This window comes from Emcibacteraceae bacterium, from assembly GCA_041396985.1.
GTDB lineage: Bacteria > Pseudomonadota > Alphaproteobacteria > Sphingomonadales > Emcibacteraceae > Pseudemcibacter.
This window is the reverse complement of sequence record JAWKXO010000003.1, coordinates 142,546-159,883: the sequence shown is the minus strand read 5'-3', so window position 1 is coordinate 159,883 and position 17,338 is coordinate 142,546. Positions and strand designations below refer to the sequence as shown.

The following is a 17,338-nucleotide window of genomic DNA, read 5'->3' as shown; positions in this document are numbered from 1 at the left end:
AACCGCTAGGAATAATAACAATGATAAAAAATAGTACGAAGAATATGAAAGCACAGATAAAGAATGCGATGGTCGTTATTTGCGTCGCTCTTTCCTTCGTGGTTGTTGGGTTGGTGCCTTCTTTCGGTGCTCAGAATAAACATATAAATATAGAAGTCAGCAAAGGCACACTCATTCGCTTTGACAAAGCCGTGGATAATGTTTTCATAGCCGACCCAAATATTGCCGATATTCAGGTAAAGTCGCCTACTCTTGCCTATGTTTTTGGAAAAAAACAAGGCCAGACAACAGTTTACGCCATTTCAAATAATGACGAAGTCGTTTATGAAGGTGATGTCTCTGTAAATCACAATCTTGGCCATTTCGAAGCGGCCATTCATACAGTTATGCCTGATACCGTAGTTAATGTTGAATCATATGAGGGCCTCCTGATCCTGACAGGTCATGTTAAAAATCCTGAACAGGCTGAAGAAGCAAGAAAAATGGCCGCAGAATTTATTGGCGATGAAAGTACGATTATTAACAAGCTCGAAATTGCCACACCTATACAGGTTAACTTAAGAGTACGCATAGCCGAAATCGGTCGTGAAACAATGAAACAGCTCGGTTTTAACTGGGAAAATATTCTTTCAACATCCGGTGGTGCACAAATTGGTATGGTTCAGGGAAGAAATGTATTCGACATTGTCCCTAATCAGTTTACCACTCCGGTATCCCCAATGAAAAATTATCTTACCGAAGTTACAGGCCTCGGTGGCGGCTTCCCTGTTGGCAATCTAGATTTCAACTTCATTGTAGATGCCCTTGAAGAAGAAGGTGTAATTTCCGTATTGGCTGAACCAAATCTGACAGCCTTATCAGGTGAAGAAGCCAGCTTCCTTGCAGGTGGTGAATATCCTATCCCGGTTTTTCAGAGGGAAGGTCTTTCCATTCAATATAAGGAATTCGGTGTAGCCCTTAACTTTACACCGGTTGTCCTTGATAGCGGCCGCATAAATATACATCTAAAACCGGAAGTAAGCCAGATTACATCAGCCGGTGCGATCACTGTCGAAGGGCTGAATATTCCGGCTCTAACAACTCGTCGTGTGGAAACAACTGTTGAACTGGGCAGCGGTCAAAGCTTTGCTGTTGCTGGACTGATACAGAATAATGGCGTTCACGATCTTACTAAATTTCCGTGGCTTGCAGACATTCCAGTTGTCGGCGCATTATTTAAATCAAGCAAATTTACCCGTCAGGAATCAGAACTGGTCGTCATTATCACACCTTACATTGTGAAACCAACTCAGGACGACAAGATGCATTTACCTACGGATAATTTCAGATATCCAAGTGACAAGGAAAGATATCTTGACGGACAGTCTTATGCGAGCACACCACCAAATACACCGGAACCTGTGCAGGAAGCAGGCGGTCAAAAATTAAAAAGTGCCGCTGGCTTCATGTTGGAATAGGAGATAGAAAATGAAAAAAAATATAAATAACAAGTTCTCCGACAATCATATCGGAACCATTACAAAATCAGTCATTCTCGGTATGTCCTGTATTTTTCTGACAACCGGTTGTGCAAGCCAAATGGCAAATTTCAGCGGGGTTGAGCAACAAACCCGCAATGAAGTAGAAATGGTTAGAATTCCTTACAACATTCAATTTAACAATGATGTTGTAGAATTGAGCGATACGGAGATTGGCAAACTCAATCATTTTCTGCAATCGGCTAATATTTCATATGGCGATGAATTCAGCATGGATTTTCCGCTGGACAGAAATGGCAATATCAGCGAAATCGATAAAAAGCGTATGGCTTATGTTTCCGGGCTGCTTAAAAAAAGCGGACTTTATCTTTCTGCCGAAGTTACACCATTTGGAATGGAACCCGGCAACAATTCAGGTCGCCTTCTGGTTTCAAAATATGTTGTGACTCCACCAGAATGTGGTGATTGGTCGCAAAAGTCATATCCAAACTATGAAAATGCTCCACTCAATAACCTTGGTTGTGCATCACAGGCAAATTTGGGATTGATGATTGCCAATCCTCGCGATCTGGTTATTGGTGCCAAAGGAGGAACACCAAATACTGAACGTACAGCGCGGGCCGTTGAACGCTATCAGAATGGAACAACTGTTGTCGCACCTGCTGATATAGGTTCAAACTAAAATTATTGATCAGAGAAAACTCATGAGTGTAGAAAATTTAATAAAAACAAACGCTAAGTCTGGTGAGAGTAGGATATTTGGCGCCTATTTATGTGACGATGAGACAACACAGCAGCTTGTACCTGTTTTAAGCGAACGTGAATGGGATACTTCACAAGTCAAAACAGGTGGCATAGAAAGCGCTATTCGTACCTTAGCAACAATTGGTTCACCGCAATTTCTTCTGGTTGATCTTTCAAATTCAATTGATCCTGAAGAAGATATAAATGCGCTTGCAGAAGTTTGTGAGCCAGGAACAATGGTTATTACCGTCGGCAAGGTCAACGATATAAATTTTTATCGGAATATGATCGCGAGTGGTGTACAGGATTATCTGGTTAAACCCGTCAGTACTGATCAGCTAAGAGACGCCTTTTTAGCGGCTGAACATACTTTAAGAGCACCTATTGAAGCCGCGCCAACCGAAGACCATAAAAATAAAGATAAAGTAATATCATTCATTGGTGTTCGTGGTGGAGTGGGCGCAAGTACGCTTGCGACCAACTGTGCCTGGATTCTGGCCAATGAAAGAAAACAGAAAACTGCTCTGGTTGATCTGGATATGCATTTTGGAACTGGAGCACTTACTTTTGATCTGGAGCCAGGCAGAGGATTAACGGATGCTTTGGAAAATCCAAGCCGGGTAGATGGACTGTTTATTGAACGCGCAATGATCAAGGAAAGTGAAAATCTTTCCATTCTGGGATCGGAAGCTCCGCTGAATGACCCCTCGTATACTGATCCTGCCGCTTTAAATCATCTTTTGGTCGAAATGCGCAATAATTTCAAATATGTCATTCTTGACCTGCCTAGAACAATTGTTGCGGATTATCCTTTGCTGATCAGTGAGACTGATGAGGTTATTCTGGTTACTGACTTAACTCTGTCAGCCACCCGTGATGTTGTGCGCTTTTTGGCATTCTGCAAAACGGTTGCACCGCATGTTAAGGTCCGTGTCCTTGCTAATAAAATGAGTGGTCCTGGTCTGGTTGAAGTAAGTAAGAACGACTTCGAAACCACTATTGAGCGAAAAATCGATTGGGAAATCCCTCTTGATAGCAAGCTGATGCTTCAGGTAGCAAAAAGTGGTAAAATTCTTGCCTATTCAGCTAAACACAGCAAAATTGCAAAACAAATCCACACTATTTGTGACAGTATTACCGGAGGGCAATCTGAAGAAAAATCCGCCGGACTACTTGAAAAGATTGGACTAACTAAGAAGAAGTAATTCTTCCTTTAAGAATAAAGACTAATAAAAATGAAACCTGCATTTGGACGTAAATCTGTATCAAAGCCTTCAACCAGCACAGGCACAATTGTGCCTGAAAAAAAAGGGAATGGTTATAACAAGAGAGCGTTGGACAATTCCACAACGTCCAGATTCCTGTCTTCTGATGCAAATGTTGTCGATAAAGCATATGAATTGATTGAACCGATGCTTGGCGAAAGAATTTCGCCAGAGCAGGCCAAGGAGCTCGCACGAGGCGATGCTGTTGCTATTATCGACGAACTGGTCATTGAAGTTATCCATTCACAAAATTTACAAATAAATGAATTGGAAAAGCGTGACTTAACGACAGTTTTGCTCAATGACCTTTTAACCTCTGATAATAGTCAGAAAGAAAACAGCGTAGAGCAGGAAATTGAGACAGAGCTAGCCAAATCTAAGTCCAAACGTGAAAAAGATGAAAAAAATCAACTGGCCAGTAAAGAAAGCATTATTAATGCCAAAGATCGGTTGCAACCACTTCTTTTAGAATATATTGATGCCGCTGCCGCCAATGAGATGGACCGTACTGATCTGGCAGATCAGGTCAGTGAAGCCGTAAATGAATTGATGGCCCAGGAAAAAATCAACTTGAATCTTCGCGAGCAGCGTGAACTGGTAAACATGCTTCTCAATGATATGTTGGGACTTGGGCCACTGGAACCTTTACTGGAAAACGAAGAAATTACTGAGATCATGGTCAATGGTCCGAAGCAGATATATATAGAGAAATCAGGTAAAATTCAGCTGTCAGACGTCGTTTTCCGTGATGATCAGCATCTGATGAATATATGTACTCGTATTGTGAATGCCGTTGGCCGCCGGGTCGATGAAACTACCCCTATTTGTGATGCCCGCCTCAAAGACGGAAGCCGTGTGAATATTATTATTCCACCGCTTGCGATTGACGGAGCGTCAATTTCAATTCGTAAATTTGCCAAACAGAAAATTACTCTCGATAAAATGATAAATTTTGGTAGTTTGTCGCACAAAATGGCAACCGTTCTTAAGATTGCTTCTGCGTGTCGTCTGAATATCCTGATCTCGGGCGGTACCGGTTCCGGTAAAACAACCATGCTTAATGCCTTATCGCGAATGATTGACGTCGGTGAACGCGTAGTGACCATTGAGGATACTGCCGAACTTCAAATGCAACAGCCTCATGTTGTCCGACTTGAAACTCGTCCTGCAAACCTGGAAGGTAAGGGTGAGATTTCTATGCGCGACCTTGTGAAAAATGCCCTGCGTATGCGCCCTGATCGCATCATCCTCGGCGAGGTGCGTGGCGCAGAAGCGTTTGATGTGCTTCAGGCAATGAATACAGGTCATGATGGTTCAATGTGTACGCTCCATGCCAACAATCCGAGGGAAGCCCTCACCCGGATGGAAAATATGATCGGTATGGCCGATTTAAAGTTGCCCCAAAAGGCAGTACGTGAGCAGATTGCCGGGGCCGTGGATCTAATCGTACAGGTTTCGAGAATGCGTGACGGTGGCAGACGATGCGCCTCTGTTACTGAAGTTGTCGGCATGGAAGGCGATGTGATTACAACACAGGAACTCTTTCTATATGAATTTACAGGCGAGGATGCTGATGGAAAACTGCTTGGGCAATTCAGACCAACAGGAATGCGACCACACTTTATAGAAAAAGCCAGATATTACGGTTTGGACCGTGCATTGATGGAAGCATTATAGGGATAAAGAGAATGATAGTTGATAATCCTAATATATTGATGTTCGGTGTCTTTGCGACCGTGGTTATCCTGTTTTTGACTGTTTCACTTGCTGTCGGCATTTTTGGCAAGGCAAACAAAATCACTCAGGCACGCCTTGATAAAATTAAAGGGCGCCACAACAAGGAAGCAATGATCCAGCAGCATAAAAGAGCATTGTTTAAAAAGCAGGAAACGTCAATTCTGGACGGTCTTATTCCTAAACCACAGGAACTACGGAAACGGCTTAAAAAAACAGGCATGGATATTAGTTTCAAGCAATATATTATTGCTAATGTCGTTATTGCATTAGTAATATTTGTTATCTTGATGCTGATAACAAGTTTATCATTTATACCCTGTTTTGCAGTTGCGCTGGCCGTTGGACTGCTGCTGCCTCATCTATGGGTTAACATAACTATTAAAAAGAGACTGGAAAAATTTACCACACAGTTCCCTGAAGCAATTGATTTAATCGTCAGGGGTTTAAAAGCGGGTCTTCCTGTGACTGAATCTATCTATGCAGTTAGCCAGGAAATGGCAGCACCAATATCAACTGAGTTTAAAACAATTATTGATGAAAACCGTTTTGGTAAGACGCTTGATGAAGCATTATGGCAGGCGTCCGACAAACTGGATACACCAGAATTTAAGTTTTTCGTTATCTGTATTTCTGTACAACAGGAAACAGGGGGTAATCTTGCAGAGACATTGGCTAATTTGTCCAATATTCTTCGTGGTCGTGCACAACTGAAACTTAAAATAAAAGCAATGTCATCAGAAGGTAAAGCCAGTGCCGCCATTATAGGTGCGCTTCCTTTCATCATGCTGGGTATTCTTTCTGTGCTGAATTATGACTATATGAGCACTATGTTCATCGACCCCCGCGGACAATTGGGGTTGCTGGGTGGACTGATATGGATGGCTATAGGCATGTTTATTATTTCCAAACTAATTAATTTCGAGACATAAAAATGGAACAGTTTCTTCCTGAAGGCATAACTGGCGAAGACGTCATCACACTCCTGGCAGCAACATCAGCTTTTTTAGTGATGCTGGCTATTTGGAGCACGGGAATAATTAAAGATGGTATGGATACCCGAATTAAGGCTTTGCAGGAAAGACGTTCGGACCTAAAGCGTGGATATGTCGCACCCGTGAAACGCAGCCAGACTATCAAAACCAACAAGCATGTAGGCTTTATGCATAGCCTGGTGAGTAAATTTAACCTTTTAAAGAATGAACAGGCCGAAAAGTTCCAGTTAAAATTGACACAGGCGGGTTACAGAAGCAAGGAAGCCCTGGTTATATTTTTATTTTTTAAACTCGTTCTGCCGGTAATTATCAGCCTGATCGCTGTAATCACAATTTATGGTTTTGGCATGTTCGACCTGACAGATATTCAGGAATTTGCGGCCGTTATTGGATCTGCCCTGATAGCGTCCTATTCGCCGGAGATATTTCTATCAAACAGAACGTCAAAACGTAATTTGCTGATGCAGAATTCACTTCCTGACATGCTTGATCTTCTGGTGATCTGTGCGGAAGCCGGCCTGACGCTGGATGCGGCGATGACACGTGTTGTAAAAGAAATGTCTCAAACAAGTCCGGATTTGTGTGATGAATTTAACCTCACCGCAATTGAGCTCGGCTTCCTGCCGGAAAGAAGACTTGCCCTGCACAACCTTGCAAACCGGGTCAGCCTGCCTTCAATTAAAGCTGTTACAGCAACACTCATTCAGGCTGAAAAATACGGGACACCACTGGCACAGTCATTAAGAGTACTTTCTGACGAATTCCGTAATGAACGTTTTATGAAAGCAGAGGAGAAAGCGGCAAGACTTCCTGCTGTTATGACAGTACCACTAATTCTCTTTATTCTGCCAACTTTGTTTGTTGTTCTTATGGGTCCAGCCACTTGCCAGATAAATGATAAGTTTATCAATGGCGGCGCTTAGAGCCCTCCAATAAAATCATCAAAAAATCTTAATGCCGGACTTTTAGTCCGGCGTTGATTGATAAGGTTAACAAAAAGTTAACTTTTTTGTTGACCTCACGAATCAGATAATAGATGATTCGAAAGGTGATTTGAAAATTATCATATTTATTATATAATTAATGCGTCTGGGTTTTTATTTAAAATGGATGTTTCCTTTGATATTCGCAAAGATTTTTCGGCGACAAATGTCTCGAAACACCCAAGATATATTGACGAAAACGGCCTTTTCAATGTCGTGTTTAACGAAGTAAGCGACGCGATAATTTTGCTTTCAATCGATCCTGAAAAAGATATCCCCATCATAAATGATATCAATTACCACTTTGAACTCGTAACAGGATATTCATTTCACAATGTGCGAAATAAACCCCTATTTGATTTTCTGAATAATAGTGCAGAACAGCATATCATTTATGATGCCTTAAAAAACCGCAAATCTGCCTTCATACATTGTGATTTTATCTGTGCCAACAAACACATTCTCAATATGAACATGACAGTAAGGCCATATAACGGCGATAAAACCTTGTCACGGTTCATTTGTATTTTTCGTTTGAATAAAGATCACATTCAGTTGAAGGATGAAGCTGCCCGCGAAATTAAACAGAAATTACTGGCTGCCATGCATCATAATTTCAAAACACCTTTAAACGGGATTCTCGGGTATTCGGAAGTCATAATGACTGAAATGCTCGGGCCGATTGGTAAAGATACGTATAAAGAATATGCTTCTGATATACATGGGGCCGGACAGGAGCTATTAGAGCTTATTGACAGCCTGCTTGAGCTTAAAGAACTTGAAACCACTGAATTTGAATTACACGAGGAAACCTTTGATCTCGTCGCGGTTTTAAAGAACTGTGTTAATAAGTTTAAAAAATGTGCGTTAAAGAAAAATGTTGTTGTTGAGGTTTCCTATATTCTTAATTTACCTGAAATTTATGGCGACAAAGTAAGGCTGCAAAAATCAATTGAAGCTGTTATCGATAATGCTGTGAAATTTACGCCCGCTGACGGTAAAATAACAGTAAGGCTTTACACTGACCCAACTGGCAACACCGTAATTAGCTGTGCAGATAATGGCAAGGGCATGACTCCGATGGAGATAACTAAAGCCTTCAGCAGTGACACACATCTTGACGATATTTACTCTGACCCGTCAACAGGAATAGGATTTGGCATCTCATACGTAAAAAAACTGATAGAAAAGCATGACGGCAGCATGTCAATTATCAGTTCGCCAGGAGAAGGAACAAAAATAAATCTTAATATCCCGGAGAGCCGTTCCAGAAAGCATGATTAAACGCATGGAAGGTGGCTTATGATTATAAAACAGCTATATGCTGATAACAGTCTTAGAAATTTTCATTATATTATTGTTTGTGAAAAAACCATGGAAGCGATGGTCATTGATCCGCTTGATGTTGAGCGCTGCCTCGACTATGCCGCCAGTGAAGGTTTTAAAATCAATACTATATTGAATACCCATGAACATTGGGATCATATAGGCGGCAATCAGGAGATGCGCGAAAAGACCGGTGCTAAAATCTTGGCTCACCATGGGGCCGTAGCAAAAATACCGGATGTTGATCGCGGCTTAAATGCCGGTGATAAAGTTTCCATCGGCACAAGTGTGTCTTTTCAGGTGCTGGATACACCCGGTCATACCAAAAGCCATATTTGCCTTCTTTCCAGTGGCCCGGAACCTGCCCTGATTTGCGGTGATACACTTTTCAATGCCGGGGTTGGTCATTGTAAGCTCGGTGGCAATCCGGACGACTTGTTTACAACATTTGACAAACAATTGGCCCGACTTCCCGATAATACGGTCATTTATCCGGGACATGATTATATGATTAATAATCTGGAATTTACCCTGGACCGGGAGCCGGATAATGAGGATGCCAAATCATTCCTTAAAAAACTTGAACATCAGGATCCTCATAATGCTTATGTTTCAACTATGCAGGATGAAAGAAAAATAAACAGCTTTCTTAGGCTACAAAATCCTTCAATAATAAATGAACTAAAAAAGAAATTCCCTCACATGAGCAACACCCCGAGTGAAAAAGAAGTCTTTCTGGCCTTACGGGAATTGAGAAATCACTGGTAATGCCATACAATAAGTGAAATCTTGAATAAATAAGAACTATCATAAATTAAGGACGTTTATAATGTCACTAAAGGACCATACAGAAACCGTTAAACAAAAGACAGCCGAAGCGTCAGATTTGAAGAAAAAGGTAAAATTCAATTTGACCGATGAAGGCATAATTCATGTCGACGCCACAAAGTCACCTCCTGAAGTGACAAACGAAGATCTTGATGCTGATGTCACCTTCATACTCTCAATGGAAAATTTTGAAGGATTGATGGACGGCTCACTCAATCCTCAATTGGCTTTTATGATGGGAAAGCTAAAAATTGAAGGCGATATGGGACTAGCTTTAAAGCTTGCTGATATATTCCAATAAGGATATATAACATTTCAAGAAATAATTAACTGAGATAAAAGGAAGGACCAATATGGACCTTAATAAACTTGGCTTACATATACATGAACTGAGAAACCAGTTCACATATATCGAAGGAAATATCGGAATACTTAACCAGACCCTGGAACAAAACAGCAGTGTCGGTGTTTTCATGTCTCTGCAGTCTATTTTCTGTGCCGCTTCACAAATTTCCAAAATATTGTGGGCCCCACGCAAAAAAGGAAAAGCAAGAGCAGAAGCATTAAGGAAGTTTCTGGGCATACCCGAAGATCACCCCTTAAATAATCAGGATGTTCAGAGTATTTTTGATCATTGTGATGAGGCAAATGAAGAATGGGTCAAAAAAACTGCCGGGAAATATATTTTGTATGATTTTATTGGCGACCTTGGAAAAAGCCAGCATAAAGATGTCAAGATCGACAATATTTTCCGTTCATTTGATACCGTCAGCAAAATATATGTTTACCGCGGCAAAGGGTTTCACATGGATAATGTCATGACCACACTTAAATCAGTAAGTGATGCCGTAAACAAAGCACATTATCATCTTTTCCCCGATCAATGGAAAGAAGTAAAAGAAAAGCCTGAAGAAAAAAAAGCACCCGCGAAAAAGTCAGCTGATAAAAAGGTCGCAAGCGATAAAAAGACCGAAAAAAAATAAAGTGGGCTAAAAATCTTCAAAAACGAGGCGTCTGAAAAACGCCCTGTTTTTTTATCTGAACATAAACACAGATTTTATGATCATCAAACCGAAGCGACCGACAAGAAACATCGCACAGTATAGTGTTAATAACTGCATATTATGAATTTCATAATTCTCGGTAACAATCCCCCCGAGGGATAAGAGCAAAAATAAAAGCCCTGAATATTGTAGTGCCGTCAATAAAAGAACGGCTACCCTTAATAACCGTTTTTTTCTTTCACTTAATGGCCTTACCTCTTTAATGCCAAGTTTCCGGTCAGTGACCCTTTGTCTAAGGGGTTTTCGCGTAGGTTGGTCTTTATTCGCCATACTGAACTCATTATGATTGTCTCTGGATTGTTAAAAGAGTATAGAAAGTTCACCAACAATATTCAAACAGGATATTTAATATGTCTGCATATAAAGTCACTCTGAAATCCGATTTGCCCAGAGGAACATTTTACTGGGTTACCAAAGTCAACGCAGATAGCGAAGAAGAAGCTGTGGCATCCGCCGAGAATTTATTTCTGGAACAAATCAATACGGCAAAAGACTGGGATTTTTCAGATTATGACGCTGAAAAATTATAACGCTCTCTTTTTTCTTTCGGATGCCAGCGGCTTTTCCAGGTATGAGCCGGAATAATTTCCGGCAACGCTCCATTTTTGTGAAACCATGAATCAACGACATAATGCCCTTCACCTTCGACGACAATAGGAAGGCTGATTTCATGGATTGTCGCGGTGCTATGCGGATAACTGAAGTCACTTACCCCGCGTCTAAGGTGAGCCCCTAGCGTATGAAACCTAATCAGGCCGTCATGGCGCATCAGATATAGATAGCTTGTGGTATTAAAGGCCTCATCAATACAGTCCATCTGGTTTTTTGTATTAAAATTAATGATTACTGCGCCGGCATTATCCTGATCAGTCCCTGTTTTGGGGCCAATTATTTGTTCAATCAGGGCAATCGATTTGGCAATCATGCCTCTCTCCTGCTCAGCTGTTTCTGCCGCTGGAGAAAAAATATTCCTGACTTTCTGCCATTCCTGATCAGTTAAGCCTGTTTTTTGGTAAAATTTACAGCCATATCCGTAACAAACACCAAAATATTCGTGACTATTTAAGTTGTCGGCATGATGTATTAATTCAGGGTTGGTTGAAGAACATCCTGAAACGAGAAGCACAGAAAATATTAAAGCTAAAAATTTCATCACAGCCTATCAAAACATATTCTTAATAAAAAAGCCGTCTCTCAATTATTCTGAGGACGGCTTTTGAATTTATAGTAACGCTAAAAGCTTAAACTGCGCCGTCGCGCTCGAGACGTTTACGGTCAAGTTTACGGGATCTGCGAACTGCAGCGGCATTCTCACGGGCTTTCTTTTCGGAAGGCTTTTCATAAAAACGGCGCATTTTCATTTCACGGTACACCCCTTCACGCTGAAGTTTTTTCTTCAGAGCGCGAAGCGCTTGATCAACGTTATTATCGCGGACAATAACCTGCATGGTTATAGTCACACTCCTTTCTGGTTTGTGTTTACATCAAAGAAACGTATGTTTCAAAGAAGCCCGCTTTCTATCAAATCAAAGGCGACTTGTGAAGCTTTTTCTATAATTTAAGCCATTTTTATTAAAAATAGTCTTTACGATTTTATGTTTGATGCCCATATTAGGAATATGAGCAAAAAGACATCAGATAAAACACCCGACGAATATCGCGATTCGCTACTGGAAGCGGCGCTGGATCACGTTGCATTTGATGGCTGGTCGGAAAAGACCTTAAATCAGGCAGCAGAGAATATTGGTATATCCAGTGCTATAGTTGATTTAGCTTTTCCAGATGGCGTCATTGAAATGATTGATTTTTATGCACAGAAATGTGACATAGCCATGGTTCACCAGGCCGCCAAAATAGACCTGAATAGCTTAAAAATTCGAGAAAAAATTACTGCACTTGTAAAATTCAGACTGTTATCTGAACAACCCCATAAAGAAGCGGTAAGAAGAACGGTTGCTTTTCTTGCCCTTCCCGGAAATTATTATACAAGTCTCAGGATACTTTACCGAACAGTTGATCTTATCTGGAAGACGATTAATGATACTTCCACCGATTTCAACTTCTATACCAAAAGAATGACATTAAGTGCCGTCTATTCCAGCACATTTTTATACTGGCTCGGTGATGAAAGTGAAAATAATGCTGATACATGGGATTTTCTGGATCGAAGAATTGAAAATGTCATGCAGATTGAGAAATTAAAGGCTAAATGCCGCAGCAAGAAACCAAAATTTCCCAATATCTGGCGCGAACTTGGTAAAAAACGCTACGGCAGTTAATCTTTATCCGGATATAGACGGGTTATATGCCCCATTTTTCGCCCTTCCTTCACCTCTGATTTTCCGTAATGGTGAACATAATTTTCTGCCTGGGACACCAGATCATGAAATTGAAGAATATCCTCGCCAATCAGATTGATCATCCGTGCCTCACCAGTAAAATCAACATCCCCTAACGGAAGACCGCATATTGACCGAATATGCTGTTCAAATTGACTTGTCGTGCAGGCCTCAATCGTCCAGTGGCCAGAATTATGAACGCGTGGCGCAATTTCATTAACTCTCAGTCGTGGCTCATTTGATGAAACAAAAAATTCAACCGTCAACACGCCAACATAATCAATATTTTCAATTATTTTTTTCGCATATAAAACAGCTTCATTTTTTAACTCATCATCAATTCTGGCAGGAGCAATTGAAATATCAAGAATATGGTTTTTGTGTTTATTTTCCACAGGAACATAACATTTAATTTCGCCGTCCTGCCCCCGAGCCGCAATCACTGATATTTCCAGTTCAAAATCAACAAAACCCTCTAAAATAATTTCATTGCTGTCAAGTTTCTCAAAAGCGGCTTTGAGGTCTTCCGGAGATTTAAGAATGGCCTGCCCTTTGCCGTCATACCCAAACCTCCTGGTTTTTAGGACTGCCGGATAATTTATTGTTTGAAGGGCACCCAACGTTTCTTCAATGTTCGAAACCCCCTTAAAAGGAGCCGTTTCAATACCGAGGGAATTTATAAATTCTTTTTCCTTTAGTCTGTCCTGGGATACTTCAAGTACTTTTGAGCCCGGGAACACAGGTTTTCTTTCAGACAGAAATTCTACGGTAGCAACGGGGATATTTTCAAATTCATATGTAATAACGTCTACAGACAGTGCAAATTTTTCAAGCTGATCAGTATCTTCGTATGAAGCATGGGTCACTTGCGCAGATACTTGTGATGCTGGACTGTTTATTTCTGGGCAATAAATATGGCATTTATATCCAAGACGGGACGCTGCGATCGACAACATTCGCCCGAGCTGGCCACCCCCTAATATGCCAATGGTTGATCCGGGTGATAAAACGCTCATATTTCAGTCAACCGGAAACTCGGCAACTGATGCCGATTGACGCTCACGCCAGGCTTTTAGATTGTTTGCGACAGTTTCATCGTCAAGGGCAATTACGGAAGCCGCCAGCAAGCCAGCATTTTTAGCCCCTGCTACACCAATAGAAAGGGTCCCGACAGGAATCCCACCCGGCATCTGGACAATTGAAAGCAGACTATCCATACCTTTAAGAGCTTTGCTTTCAATTGGTACGCCGAAAACTGGCAGTAGCGTCATTGACGCCGCCATACCCGGCAAGTGTGCGGCTCCGCCCGCACCGGCGACGATAACCTTAAGACCTCTTTCTTTTGCCGATTTGGCATATTCATAAAGACGCTCTGGCGTACGATGCGCTGAGACTATCCGGCTTTCAACAGATACACCCAGCTCTTTGAGAACCTCAACAGCATTTTTCATAATGGGCCAATCCGATTGGCTCCCCATAATTACGCCAACAACGGGTGTGTTTTCGCTCATGCCTGTTCCTTCAAATACTGCTTGTAACACTATAAATTAAAAAAGTGGATTATAACGATCCCGTCCGGATAGGCAAGTTTACAGTGGCATTCTTAATGTCCAAATGATATCTTTTAACAGAAAAAATACAAATGGTAGGTTTTTAATAACAATTTAACTGCAACATACTGATACTATGCGTTAAATCTGTTATATCAGTTTATAAAGAAACTTATAGATGAATGTCGGGATTTAAGGTTATCTGATTATATGAAAATACAAGGTACCAGCAATACAGACCGGGCACAGCCTATCCGCCGCAAGACGATTGAACGAAGCGGCAGCCTTTCTTCTTCATCTTCAGTTTCTTCTGTTCGTAATATTCAGGATACAACCAGTATTCTGGGAATTCCTCAGGCTGAAATGACACCAAAAGTTCGTGATGCCATAATGACACTGATGGCTGAAGTTGAAAATATGCGTCATGAACTTGAAATTGCGCATCGGCGCATTTCCGAATTGGAACGCCTTGCTGATCAGGACAGTCTGATTGAAATATCAAATCGCCGTGCCTTTGTCCGTGAAATGACCCGAATGATTTCCTATTCGGATCGTTATGGCATTAACAGCTCTCTTATATTCCTTGATATGAATGACCTTAAGGGCATTAATGATACACATGGACATAAAGCCGGTGACGAAGCACTTGTTCACCTGGCAAAAATCATGATTTCCGGTTTACGTGATTCGGATATTATCGGCCGATTGGGCGGCGATGAATTCGGCATTATCCTGCCAAAGGCGACTGAAGAAAATGCCACTGCCAAAGCTTTGCAAATCCTCAAAATGCTGGAGGAAAATCCGCTTATTTTGAATGGCAATAAAATTCCTATCAAGATAGCTTTTGGTGTATATCCGCTCCATTCCGGATTAAGCCCGGATCAGGCACTCGATCATGCCGATAAAAAAATGTATACTCACAAGCAATCAATGAAAAAAGATGGCGACTGATTTAAGCAATAATATCGGGCAAAAGCTGATCTTCCAGTTGGGCAATTTTATCTTTCAGCATCAGTTTCTGTTTTTTAAGCCTTTTAATCTGAAGCATATTACTGGTACCCGAATAAATAAGCGCTGTAATAGCATCATCAAGGTCACGATGCTGCACCCTTAACTGTTGAATTTTTTCTAAAATATCACCTTCATCAATATTCATTTTTAACAGCCCAGTTGTTGCTATGCTTTAGAGTATACCATAACTCTAACGACTTTATTAAAAAGATATCAGCAATTAAGATTTCCACCTTTTAAGACGGCCTGTTTCGATATCAAACAAATCAAGTATACGGCTTAAAGTCTGATCAATCATTTCATCTATCGTTGCCGGCTTACTGTAAAGTGCCGGCACTGGTGGATAAATAACTGCCCCCATCTCACTTAGGGACGTCATCGTTTTTAAATGGCCCAGATGAAGGGGGGTTTCACGAACCATTAAGACCAGTTTGCGACGTTCTTTTAGTGTCACATCTGCCGCACGTGTCAGTAATGTGGACGTCACCCCTGTATTAATTTCAGACATGGTTTTAACGGAGCAGGGAACGATCAGCATCCCAGATGTTTTAAATGACCCACTGGCAACCGAAGCACTGATATCATCTACCTTATGGACAACGCTTGCCAGTGCATTTATCTCTGAAATTTTCTTATCTGTTTCGAGACTTGCGGTAACAGCAGCTGCCTTTGAAAGTATTAAATGGCTCTCTACGTCAGCCTCTTTCAAAAATTCCAGAAGCCTTATACCATATTGAATACCAGACGCTCCACTGATTCCGACAATGAGTCGCTTTTGACCATCTTTCATTAATAAAACCACCTTATTTAAATCTGTTGTCGTTTATATCAAAATAATTGAAATTTATACACAGTTTGTATTTGTTTCAGCGAAATAAGTTCGATTTTTCCCAGGAACAGATGACAAATGCAGAAAACTATGATGTAATTATAAGTGCTGTAATGTGATTTAATTCACAGACCAAGCTGAGTGTTTTGAATAATACAGGGAATATATATGGCCACTTTGCCAAATTTCAAAAATCAGACAATTCCCCTAACGCGAAATCAATTCGCCCCATTATTCACACAATCTAAACTTATTATCAGCATACTTAAAAATGAACAGCAAAGATCTGATTACAACAATATTAATTAGGAGACCAAAATATGCATTCAGAAGCTCATATCAATGCACTTTCAAGAAAACATGCCGCTTTAGATGAAAAAATACATTTAGAAGAAAATCGTCCGGCACCTGACAGTACTGTTTTAAACGAGCTGAAGAAAGAAAAACTGGTCCTGAAAGACGAAATGACGCGATTAAAAGCACAATAAACAGTGCCTTTAAAGTCAAAACCCGCCTCGTTACAGGCGGGTTTTTTTATGTTTTGCATTAAAATTTGAGAAAAATTTCTAACGCTTATTCAGCATTTTGCCCTTCATCTTCAACTTGGGCACGACGCGGAGCTGCTTTTTTTACCGCTGCATCCAATTCAGTCTGTTTGCATAAGCCAAGCAAAACCGGGTCAATTGGTTTAATATTGCTCATATTCCAATGTGTTCTTTCACGAATAGCGGTAATTGTCGGTTTTGTAGTGCCAACAATTTTAGAAATTTGAGCATCCGTTAGCTCAGGATGGTGTCTGAGCAGCCATGCAATAGCATCTGGTTTATCTTGTCTTTTGGATACCGGTGTATATTTTGCGCCGCCGCTTCTCGTTTTTGCCGGCACATCATCAATGACGATCTGCAGATTTGCATTCGGGTCATTCTGACACCGTTCAATTTCTTCCCAGGTTAACTGACCGTTAGCAACAGGGTCTAGGCCTACTATATTTACTGCCACCTGTTCATCCGCAATCCCCTGTACCTCAAGTTCATGTAAACCGCAAAATTTTGCAATTTGAGCAAAACTGAGGCTTGTATTATCCACAAGCCAAACACCTGTAGCCAATGGCATCAAAGGCTCTGTCATAACTTCTCCTAAAATATCATAATTTTAATGAATCATTAAACGCAGCATAGAGACAGTTTACACA

Annotated in this window: 22 protein-coding genes; 14 read left to right on the top strand and 8 right to left on the bottom strand. The window is 41.0% G+C overall.

Annotation, left to right across the window (positions count from 1 at the left end; translation table 11 throughout):
• Positions 1-20 precede the first annotated feature (20 nt).
• The 10 genes from R3D86_08905 to R3D86_08860 all read left to right on the top strand — a co-directional run bounded on the left by R3D86_08905 (position 21) and on the right by R3D86_08860 (position 10,336).
• Entirely contained in the window at positions 21-1,457 is a 1,437-nt protein-coding gene (locus R3D86_08905) for a type II and III secretion system protein family protein (protein ID MEZ5758326.1), read from the top strand.
• Between the two features lie 10 nt (positions 1,458-1,467).
• A complete protein-coding gene (locus R3D86_08900; GenBank protein ID MEZ5758325.1) occupies positions 1,468-2,160 on the top strand; it encodes a CpaD family pilus assembly lipoprotein in 693 nt (230 codons plus the stop codon).
• A gap of 22 nt (positions 2,161-2,182) precedes the next feature.
• Entirely contained in the window at positions 2,183-3,427 is a 1,245-nt protein-coding gene (locus tag R3D86_08895) for an AAA family ATPase (protein MEZ5758324.1), read from the top strand.
• Positions 3,428-3,457: 30 nt separating this feature from the next.
• Positions 3,458-5,164 (top strand): CpaF family protein, encoded by a 1,707-nt coding sequence (locus R3D86_08890; GenBank protein MEZ5758323.1) that lies wholly within the window; start codon positions 3,458-3,460, stop codon positions 5,162-5,164.
• 11 nt (positions 5,165-5,175) lie between these two features.
• Positions 5,176-6,153 (top strand): type II secretion system F family protein, encoded by a 978-nt coding sequence (locus R3D86_08885; protein MEZ5758322.1) that lies wholly within the window; start codon positions 5,176-5,178, stop codon positions 6,151-6,153.
• 2 nt (positions 6,154-6,155) lie between these two features.
• Positions 6,156-7,139, top strand: coding sequence for a type II secretion system F family protein (locus R3D86_08880; GenBank protein MEZ5758321.1), 984 nt, complete (start codon positions 6,156-6,158; stop codon positions 7,137-7,139).
• A 183-nt stretch (positions 7,140-7,322) separates the two neighbouring features.
• The gene (locus tag R3D86_08875) at positions 7,323-8,483 is read left to right on the top strand and encodes a HAMP domain-containing sensor histidine kinase (GenBank protein ID MEZ5758320.1); all 1,161 of its coding nucleotides are present in this window, start codon (positions 7,323-7,325) and stop codon (positions 8,481-8,483) included.
• 18 nt (positions 8,484-8,501) lie between these two features.
• Positions 8,502-9,293, top strand: a complete 792-nt coding sequence (locus R3D86_08870; protein ID MEZ5758319.1) for a hydroxyacylglutathione hydrolase — start codon at positions 8,502-8,504, stop codon at positions 9,291-9,293.
• 61 nt (positions 9,294-9,354) lie between these two features.
• Positions 9,355-9,654: an SCP2 sterol-binding domain-containing protein gene (locus R3D86_08865; protein MEZ5758318.1), complete on the top strand. Its 300-nt coding sequence runs from the start codon at positions 9,355-9,357 to the stop codon at positions 9,652-9,654.
• A gap of 52 nt (positions 9,655-9,706) precedes the next feature.
• Positions 9,707-10,336, top strand: a complete 630-nt coding sequence (locus R3D86_08860; GenBank protein MEZ5758317.1) for a hypothetical protein — start codon at positions 9,707-9,709, stop codon at positions 10,334-10,336.
• 51 nt (positions 10,337-10,387) lie between these two features.
• Here R3D86_08860 and R3D86_08855 read toward each other — a convergent pair whose 3' ends face one another.
• Positions 10,388-10,687 (bottom strand): hypothetical protein, encoded by a 300-nt coding sequence (locus R3D86_08855; GenBank protein ID MEZ5758316.1) that lies wholly within the window; start codon positions 10,685-10,687, stop codon positions 10,388-10,390.
• An 80-nt stretch (positions 10,688-10,767) separates the two neighbouring features.
• On the opposite strand from R3D86_08855, the gene R3D86_08850 reads away from it, so the two are divergent.
• On the top strand, positions 10,768-10,947 hold the full coding sequence (locus R3D86_08850; protein ID MEZ5758315.1) for a hypothetical protein: 180 nt from the start codon (positions 10,768-10,770) through the stop codon (positions 10,945-10,947).
• On the opposite strand, the gene R3D86_08845 is transcribed toward R3D86_08850, so the two are convergent.
• Entirely contained in the window at positions 10,926-11,570 is a 645-nt protein-coding gene (locus R3D86_08845) for a hypothetical protein (protein MEZ5758314.1), read from the bottom strand. The genes R3D86_08850 and R3D86_08845 overlap by 22 nt on opposite strands.
• 88 nt (positions 11,571-11,658) lie before the next feature.
• Entirely contained in the window at positions 11,659-11,865 is a 207-nt protein-coding gene (gene rpsU / locus R3D86_08840; protein MEZ5758313.1) for a 30S ribosomal protein S21, read from the bottom strand.
• Between the two features lie 171 nt (positions 11,866-12,036).
• Between rpsU and R3D86_08835 the strand changes: the two genes are divergently transcribed.
• The gene (locus R3D86_08835) at positions 12,037-12,696 is read left to right on the top strand and encodes a COQ9 family protein (protein MEZ5758312.1); all 660 of its coding nucleotides are present in this window, start codon (positions 12,037-12,039) and stop codon (positions 12,694-12,696) included.
• On the opposite strand, the gene R3D86_08830 is transcribed toward R3D86_08835, so the two are convergent.
• Both R3D86_08830 and purE read right to left on the bottom strand, forming a co-directional pair.
• Positions 12,693-13,772 (bottom strand): 5-(carboxyamino)imidazole ribonucleotide synthase, encoded by a 1,080-nt coding sequence (locus tag R3D86_08830; GenBank protein MEZ5758311.1) that lies wholly within the window; start codon positions 13,770-13,772, stop codon positions 12,693-12,695. The two genes, R3D86_08835 and R3D86_08830, sit on opposite strands and share 4 nt — an antisense overlap.
• A 3-nt stretch (positions 13,773-13,775) precedes the next feature.
• A complete protein-coding gene (gene purE, locus R3D86_08825; GenBank protein MEZ5758310.1) occupies positions 13,776-14,267 on the bottom strand; it encodes a 5-(carboxyamino)imidazole ribonucleotide mutase in 492 nt (163 codons plus the stop codon).
• 249 nt (positions 14,268-14,516) lie between these two features.
• Here purE and R3D86_08820 point away from each other — a divergent pair, with 249 nt between their 5' ends.
• Positions 14,517-15,257: a GGDEF domain-containing protein gene (locus R3D86_08820; GenBank protein MEZ5758309.1), complete on the top strand. Its 741-nt coding sequence runs from the start codon at positions 14,517-14,519 to the stop codon at positions 15,255-15,257.
• A gap of 1 nt (position 15,258) precedes the next feature.
• Here the strand turns inward: R3D86_08820 and R3D86_08815 are convergent, their stop codons facing one another.
• Positions 15,259-15,462: a DUF465 domain-containing protein gene (locus tag R3D86_08815; protein ID MEZ5758308.1), complete on the bottom strand. Its 204-nt coding sequence runs from the start codon at positions 15,460-15,462 to the stop codon at positions 15,259-15,261.
• A 75-nt stretch (positions 15,463-15,537) separates the two neighbouring features.
• Positions 15,538-16,107, bottom strand: coding sequence for a UbiX family flavin prenyltransferase (locus tag R3D86_08810; GenBank protein MEZ5758307.1), 570 nt, complete (start codon positions 16,105-16,107; stop codon positions 15,538-15,540).
• Positions 16,108-16,466: 359 nt separating this feature from the next.
• Here R3D86_08810 and R3D86_08805 point away from each other — a divergent pair, with 359 nt between their 5' ends.
• Positions 16,467-16,634 (top strand): DUF465 domain-containing protein, encoded by a 168-nt coding sequence (locus tag R3D86_08805; GenBank protein ID MEZ5758306.1) that lies wholly within the window; start codon positions 16,467-16,469, stop codon positions 16,632-16,634.
• 85 nt (positions 16,635-16,719) lie between these two features.
• Here the strand turns inward: R3D86_08805 and R3D86_08800 are convergent, their stop codons facing one another.
• A complete protein-coding gene (locus tag R3D86_08800; protein ID MEZ5758305.1) occupies positions 16,720-17,274 on the bottom strand; it encodes a cell cycle transcriptional regulator TrcR in 555 nt (184 codons plus the stop codon).
• Positions 17,275-17,338 lie beyond the last annotated feature (64 nt).